General features: G+C 41.3%; 12 protein-coding genes, 1 tRNA gene and 1 pseudogene. 10 read left to right on the top strand and 4 right to left on the bottom strand.

The window, feature by feature from the left end; translation table 11 throughout:
* The first annotated feature begins 21 nt into the window (after nucleotides 1–21).
* The 7 genes from ADI86_RS09170 (at nucleotide 22) to ftsY (ending at nucleotide 8,559) form a co-directional block, all read left to right on the top strand.
* On the top strand, nucleotides 22–1,008 hold the full coding sequence (locus ADI86_RS09170) for a GMP reductase (protein ID WP_049532690.1): 987 nt from the start codon (nucleotides 22–24) through the stop codon (nucleotides 1,006–1,008).
* 66 nt (nucleotides 1,009–1,074) lie between these two features.
* Nucleotides 1,075–1,146: transfer RNA gene (locus ADI86_RS09165), tRNA-Arg, on the top strand.
* 288 nt (nucleotides 1,147–1,434) lie between these two features.
* A complete protein-coding gene (rnc, locus tag ADI86_RS09160) occupies nucleotides 1,435–2,133 on the top strand; it encodes a ribonuclease III (protein WP_000661487.1) in 699 nt (232 codons plus the stop codon).
* Complete coding sequence (smc, locus tag ADI86_RS09155) at nucleotides 2,124–5,663, top strand: chromosome segregation protein SMC (RefSeq protein ID WP_049532688.1); 3,540 nt, start codon at nucleotides 2,124–2,126, stop codon at nucleotides 5,661–5,663. The genes rnc and smc overlap by 10 nt, the downstream gene beginning before the upstream one ends.
* Entirely contained in the window at nucleotides 5,660–6,454 is a 795-nt protein-coding gene (locus ADI86_RS09150; RefSeq protein ID WP_049532686.1) for a Cof-type HAD-IIB family hydrolase, read from the top strand. The genes smc and ADI86_RS09150 overlap by 4 nt, the downstream gene beginning before the upstream one ends.
* Nucleotides 6,454–7,272: a Cof-type HAD-IIB family hydrolase gene (locus ADI86_RS09145; RefSeq protein WP_049532685.1), complete on the top strand. Its 819-nt coding sequence runs from the start codon at nucleotides 6,454–6,456 to the stop codon at nucleotides 7,270–7,272. The genes ADI86_RS09150 and ADI86_RS09145 overlap by 1 nt, the downstream gene beginning before the upstream one ends.
* 3 nt (nucleotides 7,273–7,275) lie before the next feature.
* Complete coding sequence (gene ftsY, locus ADI86_RS09140) at nucleotides 7,276–8,559, top strand: signal recognition particle-docking protein FtsY (protein WP_049532683.1); 1,284 nt, start codon at nucleotides 7,276–7,278, stop codon at nucleotides 8,557–8,559.
* 45 nt (nucleotides 8,560–8,604) lie between these two features.
* Here ftsY and zwf read toward each other — a convergent pair whose 3' ends face one another.
* From zwf to ADI86_RS09125, 3 genes are all read right to left on the bottom strand, one after another.
* A complete protein-coding gene (gene zwf / locus ADI86_RS09135; RefSeq protein WP_049532682.1) occupies nucleotides 8,605–10,092 on the bottom strand; it encodes a glucose-6-phosphate dehydrogenase in 1,488 nt (495 codons plus the stop codon).
* Nucleotides 10,093–10,242: 150 nt separating this feature from the next.
* Nucleotides 10,243–10,983: an amino acid ABC transporter ATP-binding protein gene (locus ADI86_RS09130; RefSeq protein WP_049532681.1), complete on the bottom strand. Its 741-nt coding sequence runs from the start codon at nucleotides 10,981–10,983 to the stop codon at nucleotides 10,243–10,245.
* Nucleotides 10,983–13,148 carry an ABC transporter substrate-binding protein/permease gene (locus tag ADI86_RS09125; protein ID WP_049532680.1) on the bottom strand — a complete coding sequence of 722 codons (2,166 nt, stop codon included), beginning with the start codon at nucleotides 13,146–13,148 and terminating at the stop codon, nucleotides 10,983–10,985. Before ADI86_RS09125 ends, ADI86_RS09130 begins: the two co-directional genes overlap by 1 nt.
* A 172-nt stretch (nucleotides 13,149–13,320) precedes the next feature.
* Here ADI86_RS09125 and ADI86_RS09120 point away from each other — a divergent pair, with 172 nt between their 5' ends.
* The 3 genes from ADI86_RS09120 to ADI86_RS09110 all read left to right on the top strand — a co-directional run bounded on the left by ADI86_RS09120 (nucleotide 13,321) and on the right by ADI86_RS09110 (nucleotide 16,829).
* A complete protein-coding gene (locus ADI86_RS09120; protein ID WP_049532678.1) occupies nucleotides 13,321–14,274 on the top strand; it encodes a CPBP family intramembrane glutamic endopeptidase in 954 nt (317 codons plus the stop codon).
* Nucleotides 14,275–14,350: 76 nt separating this feature from the next.
* Nucleotides 14,351–16,339: an excinuclease ABC subunit UvrB gene (gene uvrB / locus ADI86_RS09115; RefSeq protein ID WP_000610420.1), complete on the top strand. Its 1,989-nt coding sequence runs from the start codon at nucleotides 14,351–14,353 to the stop codon at nucleotides 16,337–16,339.
* A 22-nt stretch (nucleotides 16,340–16,361) separates the two neighbouring features.
* The gene (locus tag ADI86_RS09110; RefSeq protein ID WP_000091556.1) at nucleotides 16,362–16,829 is read left to right on the top strand and encodes an 8-oxo-dGTP diphosphatase; all 468 of its coding nucleotides are present in this window, start codon (nucleotides 16,362–16,364) and stop codon (nucleotides 16,827–16,829) included.
* Here the strand turns inward: ADI86_RS09110 and ADI86_RS11820 are convergent.
* Nucleotides 16,826–16,903: pseudogene (locus tag ADI86_RS11820) on the bottom strand (DNA-binding transcriptional regulator); the annotation flags it as partial. The gene ADI86_RS09110 and the pseudogene ADI86_RS11820 overlap by 4 nt on opposite strands.
* Nucleotides 16,904–16,915 lie beyond the last annotated feature (12 nt).

Raw genomic sequence — 16,915 nt, 5'->3', positions numbered from 1 at the left:
CAAAAGAAATGAGACATCGATATGTTAAATGAATTTCCAATTTTTGATTACGAAGATATTCAATTGATTCCAAATAAATGTGTCATTAAGAGCCGTGCAGAAGCAGATACAAGTGTCACTCTAGGAAATCACACTTTTAAACTACCTGTTGTACCAGCTAATATGCAGACGATTTTGGATGAAAATGTAGCAGAGCAACTAGCTAAAGGTGGTTACTTCTACATTATGCACCGTTTTGATGAGGCGGGGCGCATTCCTTTTATTAAACGTATGCACGATCAAGGGCTCATTGCTTCTATCTCTGTAGGTGTTAAGGACTATGAGTATGATTTCGTTAGCCAGCTCAAGGCTGATGCTCCAGAATACATCACGATTGACATTGCCCATGGTCATGCGGATAGCGTGATTTCTATGATTCAACACATCAAGAGAGAATTGCCAGATACTTTTGTCATTGCTGGAAATGTGGGAACACCAGAAGCTGTGCGTGAATTGGAAAATGCTGGTGCGGATGCTACTAAGGTTGGAATTGGTCCTGGTAAGGTTTGTATTACCAAGGTCAAGACTGGTTTTGGTACAGGTGGTTGGCAGTTAGCTGCTCTACGCTGGTGTGCTAAGGCTGCACGTAAACCGATTATTGCTGATGGAGGAATTCGTACACACGGTGACATTGCTAAGTCTATCCGCTTCGGTGCCAGCATGGTCATGATTGGTTCCCTCTTTGCAGGTCACATTGAAAGTCCTGGGAAAACGATTGAAGTCGATGGTGAACAGTTCAAAGAATACTACGGTTCAGCCTCACAATATCAAAAAGGTGCTTACAAAAATGTGGAAGGCAAACGTATCTTGCTTCCTGCCAAAGGTCATCTGCAAGACACTTTAACTGAGATGGAACAAGACCTTCAAAGTGCTATCTCCTATGCAGGTGGACGTCAGGTTGCTGACCTTAAACACGTTGATTATGTTATCGTGAAAAACTCCATCTGGAATGGGGATGCTTCCCACTAAGACGGGCTATCTCACTAGAAAAAAACTTGTTATTAGAGCAAATTTCTGTTATAATAAAACAAGTTTCCACCCTTAGTGTAATGGATATCACGTAAGATTCCGGTTCTTGAGATGGGGGTTCGATTCCCTCAGGGTGGATGTAAACATCCTAAAAAAGCCTTTAATAGGGCTTTTTGTTTATCCTGCCTCAAATTTGCCTCTAATACTCTTCGAAAATCAAATTCAAACCACGTCAACGTCGCCTTGTCGTACTCAAGTACAGCCTGCGGCTAGTTTCCTAGTTTGCTCTTTGATTTTCATTGAGTATAAAACTGAAAATCTTATTTTAAAAAATGCCCAAATCCCCTTCAGTCCCGTTTTAAAGTGACTCAGGGGGCTTTTTTTGATATAATAAAAAGGACTGTTATCAGTTAGAAAGAGGTTGGTATGAAAGAATTACAAACTGTACTTAAAAACCATTTTGCAATCGAATTTGCAGACAAAAATTTACTGGAAACTGCCTTTACTCATACGAGTTATGCCAATGAGCACCGCCTCTTAAAAATTTCACACAATGAACGCTTGGAATTTTTAGGAGACGCTGTTCTACAGTTATTGATTTCAGAATATCTGTATAAAAAATATCCTAAAAAGCCTGAGGGGGACTTGTCTAAACTCCGTGCCATGATTGTCCGTGAGGAGAGTTTGGCTGGTTTTGCGCGTGATTGCCAGTTTGATCAGTTTATCAAACTTGGTAAGGGGGAAGAAAAGTCTGGTGGACGCAATCGTGACACCATTCTTGGTGATGCCTTTGAAGCCTTTCTTGGTGCCCTCCTTTTGGACAAGGATGTGGCCAAGGTCAAGGAATTTATCTATCAAGTCATGATACCTAAGGTAGAAGCAGGCGAGTTTGAGATGATTACAGACTACAAAACCCATCTCCAAGAGTTGCTTCAGGTCAATGGGGATGTGGCAATCCGTTATCAGGTGATTTCCGAAACGGGTCCTGCCCATGATAAGGTTTTTGATGTAGAAGTTCTTGTTGAAGGTAAGAGCATCGGTCAAGGTCAAGGCCGTTCTAAGAAATTAGCAGAGCAGGAAGCTGCCAAAAATGCCGTTGAGAAAGGGCTGGATTCATGTATTTAAAGGAAATCGAAATTCAGGGATTCAAGTCTTTTGCTGATAAGACCAAGGTCGTCTTTGACCAAGGTGTGACGGCAGTTGTGGGACCCAATGGATCTGGAAAGTCGAATATTACAGAAAGTCTGCGTTGGGCCTTAGGGGAGTCAAGTGTTAAGAGTCTCCGTGGTGGTAAGATGCCGGATGTCATCTTTGCTGGAACTGAAAGTCGCAAACCGCTCAATTATGCTTCTGTAGTTGTGACTCTGGATAATAATGATGGATTTATCAAGGATGCAGGCCAAGAAATCAGGGTAGAACGCCATATCTATCGTAGTGGAGATAGCGAATACAAAATTGACGGCAAGAAAGTCCGTCTGCGTGATATTCATGATCTTTTCTTGGATACAGGTTTGGGACGAGATTCCTTCTCTATTATTTCTCAAGGGAAGGTTGAGGAGATTTTTAATTCCAAGCCTGAGGAACGCAGAGCTATTTTTGAAGAAGCTGCTGGAGTTTTAAAATACAAGACTCGCAGAAAAGAAACTGAGAGTAAACTGCAACAAACTCAGGATAATTTAGACCGCTTAGAGGACATCATCTACGAGTTGGATAATCAAATCAAGCCTCTTGAGAAGCAAGCTGAAAATGCTCGTAAGTTTCTAGATTTGGAAGGTCAACGTAAGGCTATTTATTTAGACGTTCTGGTTGCTCAAATCAAGGAAAATAAGGCTGAATTAGAGTCGACAGAAGAAGAGTTGGCACAGGTTCAGGAACTCTTGAAGAGTTATTACCAAAAGCGTGAAAAACAAGAAGAGGAAAATCAAAATCTCAAGAAGCAACGTCAAGATTTACAGGCTGAAATGGCTAAAGATCAAGGAAGTTTGATGGATTTGACCAGTCTGATTAGTGATTTAGAGAGAAAATTAGCTCTATCGAAACTGGAATCTGAGCAAGTAGCCCTCAATCAACAGGAAGCACAAGCCCGTTTGGCTGCTTTGGAGGATAAGAGAAATTCGCTCAGCAAAGAAAAATCTGATAAGGAAAGCTCTTTAGCACTTTTAGAGGAAAATCTAGTCCAAAATAATCAAAAACTGAATCGATTAGAGGCTGAATTGCTAGCTTTTTCAGATGATCCTGATCAGATGATTGAGCACTTACGTGAGCGCTTTGTAGCGCTTTTACAGGAAGAAGCGGATGTCTCAAACCAACTGACCCGCATCGAGAATGAATTAGAAAATAGCCGTCAGCTTTCTCAAAAACAAGCAGATCAATTAGAAAAGCTCAAAGAACAACTGGCTACAACTAAAGAAAAGGCAAGTCAGCAAGAGGCTGAGCTTGAAACTGCCAAGGAGCAGGTTCAGAAATTATTGGCTGATTACCAAATCTGTGCCAAGGAGCAAGAGGAGCAGAAAACTTCCTATCAAGCTCAACAAAGTCAACTCTTTGACCGTTTGGATAGTCTTAAAAACAAGCAGGCCAGAGCTCAAAGTTTGGAAAACATCCTGAGAAATCATAGTAACTTTTATGCAGGTGTTAAGAGTGTTCTCCAAGAAAAAGACCGTCTTGGTGGGATTATTGGGGCAGTTAGTGAGCACCTGACCTTTGATGTGCATTATCAAACTGCCCTTGAGATTGCGCTTGGTGCAAGCAGTCAGCATATTATTGTGGAAGATGAACATGCAGCAACTAGAGCCATTGATTTCCTTAAACGAACCAGAGCTGGTCGTGCGACCTTCCTTCCGTTGACAACGATCAAGGCCCGTACGATTTCTAGTCAGAATCAAGATGCTATTGCTACAAGTCCAGGATTTCTGGGCATGGCAGATGAGCTGGTGACATTCGATACTAGACTAGAAGCTATTTTCAAGAATTTGCTAGCCACGACAGCTATTTTTGATAGCGTGGAACATGCGCGTGCAGCAGCTCGCCAGGTTCATTATCAGGTTCGTATGGTGACATTGGATGGGACAGAGTTGCGCACAGGTGGTTCTTATGCAGGTGGTGCCAATCGCCAGAATAACAGCATTTTTATCAAGCCAGAACTGGAGCAATTACAAAAAGAAATTGCTGAAGAAGAAGCAAGCTTGCGTTCAGAAGAGTCGAGTTTGAAGACCTTACAAGACGAGATGGCTACGTTGACAGAAAGATTAGAAGCCATCAAATCTCAAGGAGAGCAGGCTCGTATTCAGGAGCAAGGCTTGTCCCTCGCTTATCAGCAAACCAGTCAGCAAGTTGAAGAATTAGAAACTCTTTGGAAACTTCAAGTAGAGGAATTAGATCGTCTTTCTGAAGGAGATTGGCAAGCAGATAAGGAAAAATGCCAGGAGCGCCTTGCTGCAATCGCCAGTGACAAGCAAACTTTGGAAGCTGAGATTGAAGAGATTAAGTCTAACAAAAATGCCATCCAAGAACGTTATCAAAACTTGCAAGAAGAGCTAGCGCAAGCTCGCCTGCTTAAGACAGAATTGCTAGGGCAAAAACGTTACGAAGTTGCGGATATTGAACGTTTAGGTAAGGAACTAAATAATCTAGATATCGAACAAGAGGAGATCCAGCGCCTTCTTCAAGAAAAGGTTGATAATCTGGAGAAGGTTGATACAGAACTGCTCAGTCAACAGGCTGAAGAAGCCAAAACTCAGAAAACAAATCTCCAACAAGGTTTGATTCGCAAGCAGTTTGAATTGGATGATATTGAAGGTCAACTAGATGATATTGCTAGTCATTTGGACCAGGCTCGCCAGCAGAATGAGGAGTGGATTCGCAAGCAAACACGTGCTGAAGCCAAGAAAGAAAAAGTCAGCGAGCGCTTGCGCCATTTACAAAGTCAATTAACAGACCAGTACCAGATTAGCTATACTGAAGCTCTAGAAAAGGCGCATGAGTTGGAAAATCTCAATCTGGCAGAGCAAGAGGTTAAGGATTTAGAGAAGGCTATTCGCTCACTGGGTCCTGTCAATATAGAAGCTATTGACCAGTATGAAGAAGTCCACAACCGTCTGGATTTCTTGAATAGTCAGCGAGATGACATTTTGTCAGCGAAAAATTTGCTTCTTGAAACCATTACAGAGATGAATGATGAGGTCAAGGAACGCTTTAAATCAACCTTTGAAGCTATTCGTGAGTCCTTTAAAGTGACCTTCAAGCAGATGTTTTGTGGAGGACAGGCAGACTTGATCTTGACTGAAGGAGACCTGCTGACAGCTGGGGTTGAGATTTCTGTCCAACCACCAGGCAAGAAAATCCAGTCTCTTAACCTCATGAGTGGTGGTGAAAAAGCTCTATCGGCTCTTGCTTTGCTTTTCTCTATCATTCGAGTTAAGACTATCCCTTTTGTTATCTTGGATGAGGTAGAGGCTGCGCTGGACGAAGCCAATGTTAAACGCTTTGGAGATTACCTCAACCGTTTTGACAAGGATAGCCAGTTTATCGTCGTAACCCACCGTAAGGGAACTATGGCGGCGGCTGATTCCATCTATGGAGTGACCATGCAAGAATCAGGTGTCTCAAAAATTGTTTCTGTGAAGTTAAAAGATTTAGAAAGTATTGAAGGATGACAATTAAACTAGTAGCAACAGATATGGATGGAACCTTCCTAGATGGGAATGGGTGCTTTGATATGGACCGCCTCAAGTCTCTCTTGGTTTCCTACAAGGAAAAAGGGATTTACTTTGCGGTGGCTTCGGGGCGCGGATTTTTATCTCTAGAAAAATTATTTGCTGATGTTCGTGAGGATATTATTTTCATTGCGGAAAATGGCAGTTTGGTAGAATATCAAGGTCAAGACTTGTATGAAGCGACCATGTCTCGTGAGTTTTATTTGACGACTTTTGAAAAGCTGAAAACGTCACCTTATGTAGATATCAATAAATTGCTTTTAACAGGGAAAAGAGGCTCTTATGTTCTAGATACGGTTGATGAAACTTATTTGAAAGAGAGTCAGCATTATAACGAAAATATCCAAAAAGTAGCGAGTTTAGAAGATATCACAGATGACATTTTCAAATTTACAACCAACTTCACAGAAGAAACGCTGGAAGCTGGGGAAGCTTGGGTAAACGAAAACGTTCCTGGTGTTAAGGCCATGACAACTGGCTTTGAATCCATTGATATTGTTCTGGACTATGTTGATAAGGGTGTGGCCATTGTTGAATTAGCTAAAAAACTTGGTATCACAATGGATCAGGTTATGGCTTTTGGAGACAATCTAAATGACTTGCATATGATGCAGGTTGTGGGACATCCTGTAGCTCCTGAAAATGCACGATCAGAAATTTTAGAATTAGCAGAGACTGTGATTGGTCACCATAAAGACCAGTCGGTTATAGCTTATATGGAGGGCTTATAATGGCAGATATAAAATTGATTGCATTGGACTTGGATGGGACCTTGCTGACTACTGATAAAAAGCTGACGGATCGTACCAAGACAACCTTGAAAGCTGCGCGTGATCGTGGTATTAAGGTTGTATTGACAACTGGTCGTCCCTTAAAAGCTATGGATTTCTTTCTCCATGAGCTAGGGACTGACGGCCATGAAGATGAGTATACGATTACATTTAATGGTGGTTTGGTTCAGAAAAATACAGGTGAAATCCTTGATAAAACAGTCTTTTCATATGATGATGTGGCACGCTTGTATGAAGAAACAGAGAAATTATCACTGCCTCTTGATGCTATCTCAGAAGGAACTGTTTATCAAATTCAATCTGACCAAGAAAGTCTTTATGCCAAATTCAATCCAGCTTTGACTTTTGTTCCAGTGGACTTTGAAGACTTGTCTAGTCAAATGACCTATAATAAATGCGTGACTGCCTTTGCTCAAGAACCCTTGGATGCAGCTATTCAGAAGATTTCTCCAGAATTGTTTGACCAATATGAAATCTTTAAATCACGTGAAATGTTGCTAGAGTGGTCACCAAAGAATGTTCATAAAGCAACAGGTTTAGCAAAACTAATCAGCCATCTAGGAATAGACCAAAGCCAAGTTATGGCCTGTGGTGATGAGGCCAATGACCTTTCTATGATTGAGTGGGCAGGGCTCGGTGTTGCCATGCAAAACGCTGTTCCTGAAGTCAAGGCAGTCGCAAATGTAGTGACTCCAATGACCAATGATGAAGAAGCTGTTGCCTGGGCTATTGAAGAATATGTGCTAAAGGAGAACTAAGATATGGGATTATTTGACCGTCTATTCGGAAAAAAAGAAGAACCTAAAATCAAAGAAGTTGTAAAAGAAGCTCTGGAAAATCTTGATTTGTCTGAAGATGTTGAGCCTACCCTTACAGAAGCTGAGGAAGTTCCTCAGGAAGAAGCAGAAATTGCTGAAGAAGCTGTGTTTGAAGAAGAGAAAATCCAAGTCACAGTTGAAGAAAGTACGGATTCAGAGCCAGTCGTTGAGGTTCATCAAGAAGAAATAGAAGAATTTCCAAACTCACAAGAAGTCGCAGAGGAAGATAATACTGAGCTCCTAGAAACTGTAGAAGAAAATAGTTTTGAAGTTCTTGAAGCAGAAAGGCCTCAAGCAGAAGAAACTGTTCAGGAAAAATATGACCGAAGTCTCAAGAAAACTCGTACAGGATTTGGTGCTCGTTTGAATGCCTTCTTTGCCAATTTCCGCTCTGTTGATGAAGAATTTTTCGAGGAACTGGAAGAACTACTGATTATGAGTGACGTTGGTGTCCAGGTCGCTTCTAACTTAACAGAGGAGTTACGCTACGAAGCCAAGCTTGAAAACGCCAAAAAACCTGATGCACTTCGCCGTGTCATCATTGAGAAATTGGTTGAGCTTTATGAAAAGGATGGCAACTACGATGAAAGTATTCACTTCCAAGATGGCTTGACAGTCATGCTCTTTGTGGGGGTTAATGGTGTTGGGAAAACAACTTCTATCGGAAAATTAGCCCACCGCTACAAACAAGCTGGTAAGAAGGTCATGTTGGTTGCGGCAGATACCTTCCGTGCAGGGGCAGTAGCCCAGCTAGCTGAATGGGGTCGACGTGTAGATGTTCCAGTAGTGACTGGACCTGAAAAAGCTGACCCAGCCAGTGTAGTCTTTGATGGCATGGAGCGTGCTGTCGCTGAAAGTATCGATATTCTTATGATTGATACTGCTGGTCGTCTGCAAAATAAGGACAACCTCATGGCTGAGTTGGAAAAGATTGGTCGTATTATCAAACGTGTTGTGCCAGAAGCACCCCACGAAACCTTCTTGGCTCTTGATGCATCAACAGGTCAAAATGCTCTTGTACAGGCCAAAGAATTTTCAAAAATTACCCCTTTGACAGGAATTGTCTTGACTAAGATTGATGGAACAGCTCGAGGCGGTGTTGTTCTAGCCATCCGAGAAGAACTCAATATTCCTGTAAAATTGATTGGTTTTGGTGAAAAAATCGATGATATTGGAGAGTTTAACTCAGAAAACTTTATGAAAGGTCTCTTGGAAGGCTTAATCTAATCAGAAGCAAAAATCCTGCAAGGCGTAAACTTGCAGGAAATTTTTTTATTCTAAGCGACTATCTTGACGATAGGCAATATCTGGTTGCCAAGTCCATTTGGCATCGAATTTTTCAAGTAAGTCAAAGCTGGCTTGAGGTCCCATACTTCCAGCTTTATAGTCATGAAGTGGGGCATCATTTTCAGCCCAGAGCTCTTCGATACGGTCAATCAATTTCCATGACGCACCAACTTCATCCCAGTGGCTAAAGTTAGTTGAATTGTTATTTAGGACATCATAAATCAATTTCTCGTATGGTTCAGGAGAAGCACCAGTAGCGGTCGCATCTGTACGGTAATCAAGTGAGTTAGGAACCAAATTGAACTCTTCTCCTACTTGCTTCCCATTTAGGCTAAGAGAGAAACCTTCTGTTGGTTGGATATAGATAGTCAAAATATTTGGAGCAAGTGGTTCTCCAAAGATAGAATCCATTTGTTTAAAGACGATGTTGACATGAGTTCCTTTTTCAGTCAGTCGTTTACCTGTACGGAAGAAGAAAGGAACACCACGGAATCGATCACTGTCTACAAAGAAGGCACCAGATGCAAAGGTTTCAGTTGTAGATTCTGGATTCACATTTGGCTCACTACGGTAAGAGATATACTTCATACCATCAATCTTACCAGAGCGGTATTGCCCACGGATAAAGTGTTCTTTAAGTTCTTCATCAGTTGGGTGATAGAGGTTTTTAAAGACCTTAATCTTTTCAGCACGAATCTCGTCTTTTGTGAAGCTTGCTGGTTTGTCCATGGCAAGCAGAGAAAGAAGTTGTAGTGTATGGTTTTGTACCATGTCGCGGAGGGCACCAGATTGATCATAGTAGCCACCGCGTTCTTCAACACCTAAGCGCTCCGCAAAGGTAATTTGAACATTGTCGATAAAGTCCTTGTTCCAAACATTTTCAAAAATCAAGTTTGCAAAGCGAACTGCAAAGATGCTTTGGATCATTTCCTTACCAAGATAATGGTCGATACGGAAAATTTGTTCTTCGTCAAATGTTGCTAGGAGTTCGTCATTCAACTTGCTTGCAGTTGCGTAATCTGTACCAAATGGTTTCTCAACGATTAAACGTTCAAAACCTTTACCATCTACAATGTTTTCAGACTTGAGATGTTTGGCAATAGTTCCAAAGAACTGAGGCGCCATAGACAAGAAGAAGAGCTTGTTGTGTTCAGCTTGATATTTGTCATTTAGTTCAGCCTGCAATTGACGTAAAGCAATGTAGTGCTCTGTATCATTGACATCATGACTTTGATAGTAGAAGTGGCTAGCGAACTCTTGAGCCTGTTCGGTACTATCTGCCAAATCAAGGATAGATTCGACTACAACAGATTCAAAATATTCCTTGCTCCAAGGACGACGGGCAGTTCCAATAACTGCAAAGTGCTCGGAAAGATTGCCGGATTTATATAGTCTAAAAAGGGAAGGGTAGAGCTTGCGTTTAGCCAGGTCTCCACTCGCACCGAAAATTGTAACAATAACCTTAGATGACATCTAGCTACCTAATTTCTATTTTTATTCCTAGTCTTGCTAGGTATGAGGAAATCTCATTTCATAAACTTAATTCTAACATAATTTTCCGAAAAATCAAAAAATCCAATACGAGATAGAAAAAAACTGCAAGGAAATCCTTACAGTTTGAGTTTAGACGTTTAAGACCTTGTCTAAGAAATCTTTCAGACGTGGGTGTTGTGGGTTGTCAAAGATTTGGTCAGGTGTTCCGTCTTCAAGGAATTCACCATCTGCAGTAAAGATAACGCGGTTAGCAACCTGACGAGCAAATCCCATCTCATGGGTTACGATAATCATGGTCATACCTTGCTCAGCCAATTCCTTCATAACGTTCAGTACGTCTCCAACCATCTCAGGGTCAAGGGCAGAAGTAGGTTCATCGAAGAGCATGATGTCTGGATTCATTGCTAGTCCACGAGCGATGGCTACACGTTGCTTTTGACCACCTGATAGGCTATCTGGGTTGGCATTAGCTTTATCTGCTAGACCAACCTTTTCAAGCAACTCCATTCCTAATTTCTCAGCTTCTTCCTTAGTCATCAACTTGTGCTCAATAGGAGCAAAGGTGATGTTGTCCAAAACAGACATATGAGGGAAGAGGTTGAAGTGTTGGAACACCATTCCGATATTTTCACGAACGTGGTCAACGTTGGTTGTTTTTTCAGTTAAATCATAGCCGTTCACAGTGATGTGACCACTAGTAACTTCTTCGAGAAGATTGAGGCTACGGAGGAAGGTTGATTTACCAGAACCTGAAGGGCCGATGATACAAACAACATCTCCTTCATAGAATTTAGTCGTGATTCCTTTTAAAACCTCATTTTTTCCATATTGCTTATGTAAGTCATTTACATCAATTTTTAATTTTGCCATTAACGAATCCTCTTTTCTAAGCGTTTCGCTAGTCTAGTCAAAAGTGTGATAATTACAAGATAGAAGATAGCAAGGATTGCATACATCTTGAAACTTTGGTAGTTACGGGCAATGATAATCTTACCAGTTTGGAAGAGTTCAACCAAACCGATAGCAGAAACGATGGTTGTATCTTTAAGAGCGATAACGAATTGGTTAACAAAGTTTGGCAACATCAATTTAGTTGCTTGTGGCAAGATAATCTTACGCATGGTTTTTCCATAAGAGATACCCAAGCTTCGGCTAGCTTCCATTTGACCAACTGGAACGGCCTGAATACCACCACGAACGATTTCAGCGATATAAGCCGCTGCATTGAGTGAGAGGGCGATAGTACCAGCTACGAAGTCGTTAATTGGACTTTGTTGGCCTGTGATAGACTCGATGAAGTTTGGAATTCCCCAGAAGATGAAGGCTGCAAGAATCATCAAAGGAATACCACGGATAACGTCAACGAAAATCTCAGAGATCACACGAAGAGATTTGTATGGGCTAACGCTAAACATACCGAAGATAATCCCGATAACAATAGCAATAGCAAATGAGATAAGAGCTAGAGCAAGAGTGATACCAAGCCCGCTAAGGAGTTGTTTGTAGTTGTTTTGAAGCAAGCCCCAGATAGTTGTTTCGTCAACAGTGCTTGTTGAAGTAGTTGAAGATTCGCTAGCTAGGTATTTATCAAGAATCTTTTGGAATTCTCCGTTTGCTTTAAGGTTTGCAAGTCCGTTGTTGAACATTTCAATCAATTCTGGATTTGTGCCTTTTTTAACGGCAAAGGCTGTTTCTCCGATTGGACTTCCAGGGATTGGTGTTTTCAATTTTTGACCTTGGCTGATAGAATATTTGAGAACAGGTTCATCATCCATAACAGCATCAATGGCACCAGTGTTTAAACTATCATACATTGATGAACCATCAGCGAAGGTTTTAATTTGATAACCGTATTTGCTTTGATTTTCTGTTAGGAAGGTTTGAGAAGCAGTTCCGTTTTTAACACCAACCGTCTTCCCTTTCAAATCTTCATAAGAAGCAATGGTACTTGATTCTTTGACGCCGAGGATTGTGTTTGCAGTGTAGTATGAATCTGAGAAATCAAAAGTCGCCTTACGAGCATCTGTGACAGACATACCAGCAATGATACCATCTGCTTGACCAGCTTGGACAGCGTTAATAGCGGCATCGAAACCAGGGTTGATGATTTCAATTTCAAAACCTTGGTCTTTAGCGATTGCCTTAATCAATTCCATATCAATACCAGTGTATTGGTTGCTTGAATTTTGGAAAACAAAAGGTGCAAAAGAAGAATCGCTGGCAATGATGTATTTAGCTTTAACAGGAATGGCTTTTAAGCCCGCTAGAGTAGTTGTAGTTGGAACTGCTGAAGATGATGAAGCAGTCCATTTCTTGATGATTTTATCAAGACTACCATCTTTTTTCATTTCAGCCAAGGCTTGGTTAAATTCAGTAACTAGGTGCTCGTATTTGCTTCCTTTTTTAACACCGAAAGCAAAACTCCCTACAGCTTCCCCATCCATTTCGATATGGAGGTCTTGACCTTGGTTAATGGCATACTCGATAACAGGTTTGTCATCCATCATGGCATCAATTGCACCAGCACTTAAGCTGTTGTTCATCAAATCACTAGTGTCAAATGTTTTAATAGTAAAGCCGTATTTATCTTTGATTGTTTCAAGAAAACGTTGAGCAGCAGTTCCGTTTTTAACACCAACGGTTTTGCCAGTTAATTGGTCATATTTACTAATCTTATGTGCCTTTGTAGTTGCAATGACAACTTTTGTATCATAATAAGTATCAGACATGGTGAAGACTTTTTCACGTTCTTTAGTCTTTGTCATTCCTGCCATGATAGCGTCAGCTTGACCAGCTTGAACCGCATTGACCGCTGCGTCAAATCCAGGATAAGACATCTGAATGTTCCATCCTTTAATCTCAGCGACTTTGTTGATAATATCAACATCAATTCCTTTATAAGTTTGATCTGAATCTTTAAACTCAAAAGGTGCATAGGCGGTATCAGAAACAATCTTAATCGTTTCAGCTTTCGCAATACCTAATGAGAAAATTGGGAATAAAATTAGCAAAAATGCTAGAAATTTTTTCTTCATTTTTAGTCTCCTTTTCCGAATATTTTCCCATTATATCAGAAAAAGTAAAAAAAGGCAAATTTTTATATTTTCGTGTTAGAAAATATAACATCCATATTTTCTTTTCCTTCTTGAATTGCTACTATAAAGTGCTATAATAATAGTATATAGTAGAAGAAAACAGGACAGTAATATGAAGAACAAAAGAATATTTAAAGACTTCCAAGCTTCCAAAATGCGGTTAAACCTTTACACAAGCCCCTTGTTAGCCTTTGCTTTTGTCTTCATAGGAGAGTTTGTGGCTTATACTCTGTATGGTATTAGTTTGTTAGCTCTCATCGGACTTGCTAGAAATTTTGGAGAGGCTGGTCAAAATCTTGCAACCTACTTGCAGACTTTGGAGCAAAACTTGATGGATAAAACAAGTGACTTTCATTTAATTTTAGATTTACTGGCTTTTGGTTTTATACTCAACACTGTGTTCAGATGGACTAGAAAAGTTGAGAAAAGACCTATTCGAACCTTGGGATTTTATAGAGAGAATTTCTTCAGCAATCTTCTTAAAGGATTTGGTATAGGTCTGGCACTTTTTCTTCTGACCTTGTTAGGTTTAGTAGCATTAGGGCAATATCGTTTTGAGTCCATTCACTTGAATCCTTATTCGCTAGCCTTTGTCATTTTTACCGTTCCATTTTGGATTTTACAGGGGACAACAGAAGAAGTGGTGGCCCGTGCTTGGCTCCTTCCTCAATTGGCCTCAAGAACCAATCTAAAACTAGCTGTTCTTATATCTAGCCTGTTCTTTACCCTGCTTCATGCGGGAAATTCTGGTCTCACCCCTCTATCTCTAGTGAATCTCTTTTTATTCGGAGTTGCCATGTCACTTTACCTCCTCAAAACAGATACAGTTTGGGGTGTAGCAGGTATTCATGGGGCTTGGAATTTTGCTCAGGGAAATCTTTTTGGGATTTTAGTTAGTGGTCAGCCGTCAGGAACGTCTTTGATGACCTTTTTACCACAAGGTAATCAAGATTGGCTATCAGGTGGCTCTTTTGGGATAGAAGGATCTATCATGACAAGTCTGATCTTGCTACTGCTGATTGTCTATCTCGCTTATCAATTAAAGAAAGAAAATGAAAGGATGTGACTTCGGTCCGTCCTTTTCTTCGTGAAAATGTTACAAGTATGCTAAAATAGGAATAGCACATGGAGAGAGGATTCTTATGATCAATCGCATTACAGACAATCAATTTAAACTAGTATCAAAATATGAACCATCAGGAGACCAACCCCAAGCTATCGAGCAGTTGGTTGATAATATCGAGGGGGGCGAAAAAGCTCAGATTCTGATGGGGGCGACTGGTACAGGGAAGACCTATACCATGAGTCAGGTCATTTCCAAAGTCAATAAACCCACTCTGGTCATCGCCCACAATAAGACTCTGGCAGGACAGCTCTATGGGGAGTTTAAGGAATTTTTCCCTGAGAATGCTGTTGAGTATTTTGTGTCTTACTATGATTATTACCAGCCAGAGGCCTATGTTCCTTCTAGTGATACCTATATTGAGAAGGACAGCTCTGTCAATGACGAGATTGATAAACTCCGCCACTCAGCGACTTCGGCTCTTTTGGAGCGTAATGATGTCATTGTTGTGGCTTCTGTCTCTTGTATCTATGGTTTGGGTTCGCCCAAGGAATACGCTGATAGTGTCGTTAGTCTCCGTCCAGGTCTTGAAATTTCTCGTGATAAACTCTTGAATGACTTGGTTGATATCCAGTTTGAACGTAATGATATTGATTTCCAACGGGGAAGATTTCGTGTGCGTGGGGATGTAGTGGAGATTTTCCCTGCTTCCCGTGATGAACATGCCTTTCGAGTGGAGTTTTTCGGAGACGAGATTGACCGTATCCGTGAGGTTGAGGCTCTGACAGGCCAGGTATTGGGAGAAGTGGATCATTTGGCGATTTTCCCAGCTACTCACTTTGTGACCAATGACGACCATATGGAAGTGGCTATTGCCAAGATTCAGGCAGAGTTGGAGGAGCAGTTAGCTGTCTTTGAGAAGGAAGGCAAATTACTTGAAGCTCAGCGTTTGAAGCAGCGGACAGAGTACGATATCGAAATGCTGCGCGAGATGGGCTATACAAATGGGGTTGAAAACTATTCACGCCATATGGATGGCCGTAGCGAAGGTGAGCCACCTTATACGCTTCTCGACTTCTTTCCAGATGATTTCTTGATTATGATTGACGAGAGTCATATGACTATGGGACAAATCAAAGGTATGTACAATGGTGACCGTTCGCGTAAGGAAATGCTGGTTAATTATGGTTTCCGTTTGCCATCAGCTTTGGACAATCGTCCTCTCCGTCGGGAGGAGTTTGAGAGTCACGTTCATCAGATTGTTTACGTTTCAGCGACACCTGGTGACTATGAAAATGAACAGACCGAGACAGTGATTGAGCAAATCATTCGTCCAACAGGACTCTTGGATCCAGAGGTAGAAGTCCGTCCGACTATGGGACAGATTGATGACCTTTTGGGTGAAATCAATGCCCGTGTTGAAAAGAATGAACGAACCTTTATCACCACTTTGACTAAGAAAATGGCAGAGGACTTGACCGACTACTTCAAGGAAATGGGTATCAAGGTCAAGTACATGCACTCGGATATCAAGACCTTGGAACGGACGGAGATTATCCGTGATCTGCGCTTGGGTGTCTTTGATGTCTTGGTCGGAATTAACCTGCTCCGTGAAGGGATTGACGTACCTGAAGTGAGTCTCGTAGCCATTCTAGATGCTGACAAGGAAGGCTTCCTCCGTAACGAACGTGGCTTAATCCAAACTATTGGACGTGCTGCCCGTAACAGCGAAGGACATGTCATCATGTATGCGGACACGATGACTCAGTCTATGCAACGTGCCATTGATGAAACTGCCCGCCGTCGGAAAATCCAGATGGCTTATAATGAAGAGCATGGTATCGTACCTCAAACCATCAAGAAAGAAATCCGTGATCTTATTGCCGTGACCAAGGCAGTTGCTAAGGAAGAGGACAAGGAAGTCGATATTAATAGCCTTAATAAACAAGAACGCAAAGACCTCGTCAAGAAACTAGAAAAACAAATGCAAGAAGCTGTCGAAGTGCTTGACTTTGAACTCGCAGCTCAGATTCGTGATATGATGCTGGAAGTCAAGGCGTTGGATTAGAATAGTATCTAAAGGAGAAAATATGTCCCGTTCCCAATTAACAATTTTAACAAACATTTGTCTGATTGAAGACCCCGAAACTCAGCGCGTGGTTATGCAGTATCGCTCTCCTGAAACAAATCGCTGGTCTGGTTATGCCTTTCCTGGAGGTCATGTTGAAAATGGTGAGGCTTTTGCGGAGTCTGTCATTCGTGAAATCTACGAAGAAACAGGATTGACTATCCAAAATCCTCAACTTGTCGGCATTAAAAATTGGCCACTAGATACAGGTGGGCGCTATATTGTCATTTGTTATAAGGCGACTGAGTTCTCTGGTAGCCTTCGCTCTTCAGATGAAGGAGAAGTTTCTTGGGTGCAAAAAGACCAGATTCCAAACTTGGATCTGGCCTATGATATGTTACCCTTGATGGAGATGATGGAAGCTCCTGACAAATCAGAGTTTTTCTACCCTCGCCGTACAGAAGATGATTGGGAGAAGAAAATCTTCTAGTCTTTTACTAAATAACCTAGCTGATCCAAGGCCTCCTCAATATAGTGGAGGTCTTGTTGTGTTTCGTATCTAATAGTAATAGGATA

The sequence above is a fragment of the Streptococcus pseudopneumoniae genome, from assembly GCF_001074975.1.
In the GTDB taxonomy this organism is placed as follows: Bacteria; Bacillota; Bacilli; order Lactobacillales; family Streptococcaceae; genus Streptococcus; species Streptococcus pseudopneumoniae_D.
Note: the sequence above shows the minus strand (reverse complement) of the source record. Positions and strands in the feature narration are given on the sequence as shown.

What these genes read in the sequence shown, in the direction of transcription:
- ADI86_RS09170 (WP_049532690.1), top strand. Translation starts at nt 22, where the DNA reads ATGTTAAATGAATTTCCAATTTTTGATTACGAAGATATTCAATTGATT.
- rnc (WP_000661487.1), top strand. Translation starts at nt 1,435, where the DNA reads ATGAAAGAATTACAAACTGTACTTAAAAACCATTTTGCAATCGAATTT.
- smc (WP_049532688.1), top strand. Translation starts at nt 2,124, where the DNA reads ATGTATTTAAAGGAAATCGAAATTCAGGGATTCAAGTCTTTTGCTGAT.
- ADI86_RS09150 (WP_049532686.1), top strand. Translation starts at nt 5,660, where the DNA reads ATGACAATTAAACTAGTAGCAACAGATATGGATGGAACCTTCCTAGAT.
- ADI86_RS09145 (WP_049532685.1), top strand. Translation starts at nt 6,454, where the DNA reads ATGGCAGATATAAAATTGATTGCATTGGACTTGGATGGGACCTTGCTG.
- ftsY (WP_049532683.1), top strand. Translation starts at nt 7,276, where the DNA reads ATGGGATTATTTGACCGTCTATTCGGAAAAAAAGAAGAACCTAAAATC.
- zwf (WP_049532682.1), bottom strand. Translation starts at nt 10,092, where the DNA reads ATGTCATCTAAGGTTATTGTTACAATTTTCGGTGCGAGTGGAGACCTG.
- ADI86_RS09130 (WP_049532681.1), bottom strand. Translation starts at nt 10,983, where the DNA reads ATGGCAAAATTAAAAATTGATGTAAATGACTTACATAAGCAATATGGA.
- ADI86_RS09125 (WP_049532680.1), bottom strand. Translation starts at nt 13,148, where the DNA reads ATGAAGAAAAAATTTCTAGCATTTTTGCTAATTTTATTCCCAATTTTC.
- ADI86_RS09120 (WP_049532678.1), top strand. Translation starts at nt 13,321, where the DNA reads ATGAAGAACAAAAGAATATTTAAAGACTTCCAAGCTTCCAAAATGCGG.
- uvrB (WP_000610420.1), top strand. Translation starts at nt 14,351, where the DNA reads ATGATCAATCGCATTACAGACAATCAATTTAAACTAGTATCAAAATAT.
- ADI86_RS09110 (WP_000091556.1), top strand. Translation starts at nt 16,362, where the DNA reads ATGTCCCGTTCCCAATTAACAATTTTAACAAACATTTGTCTGATTGAA.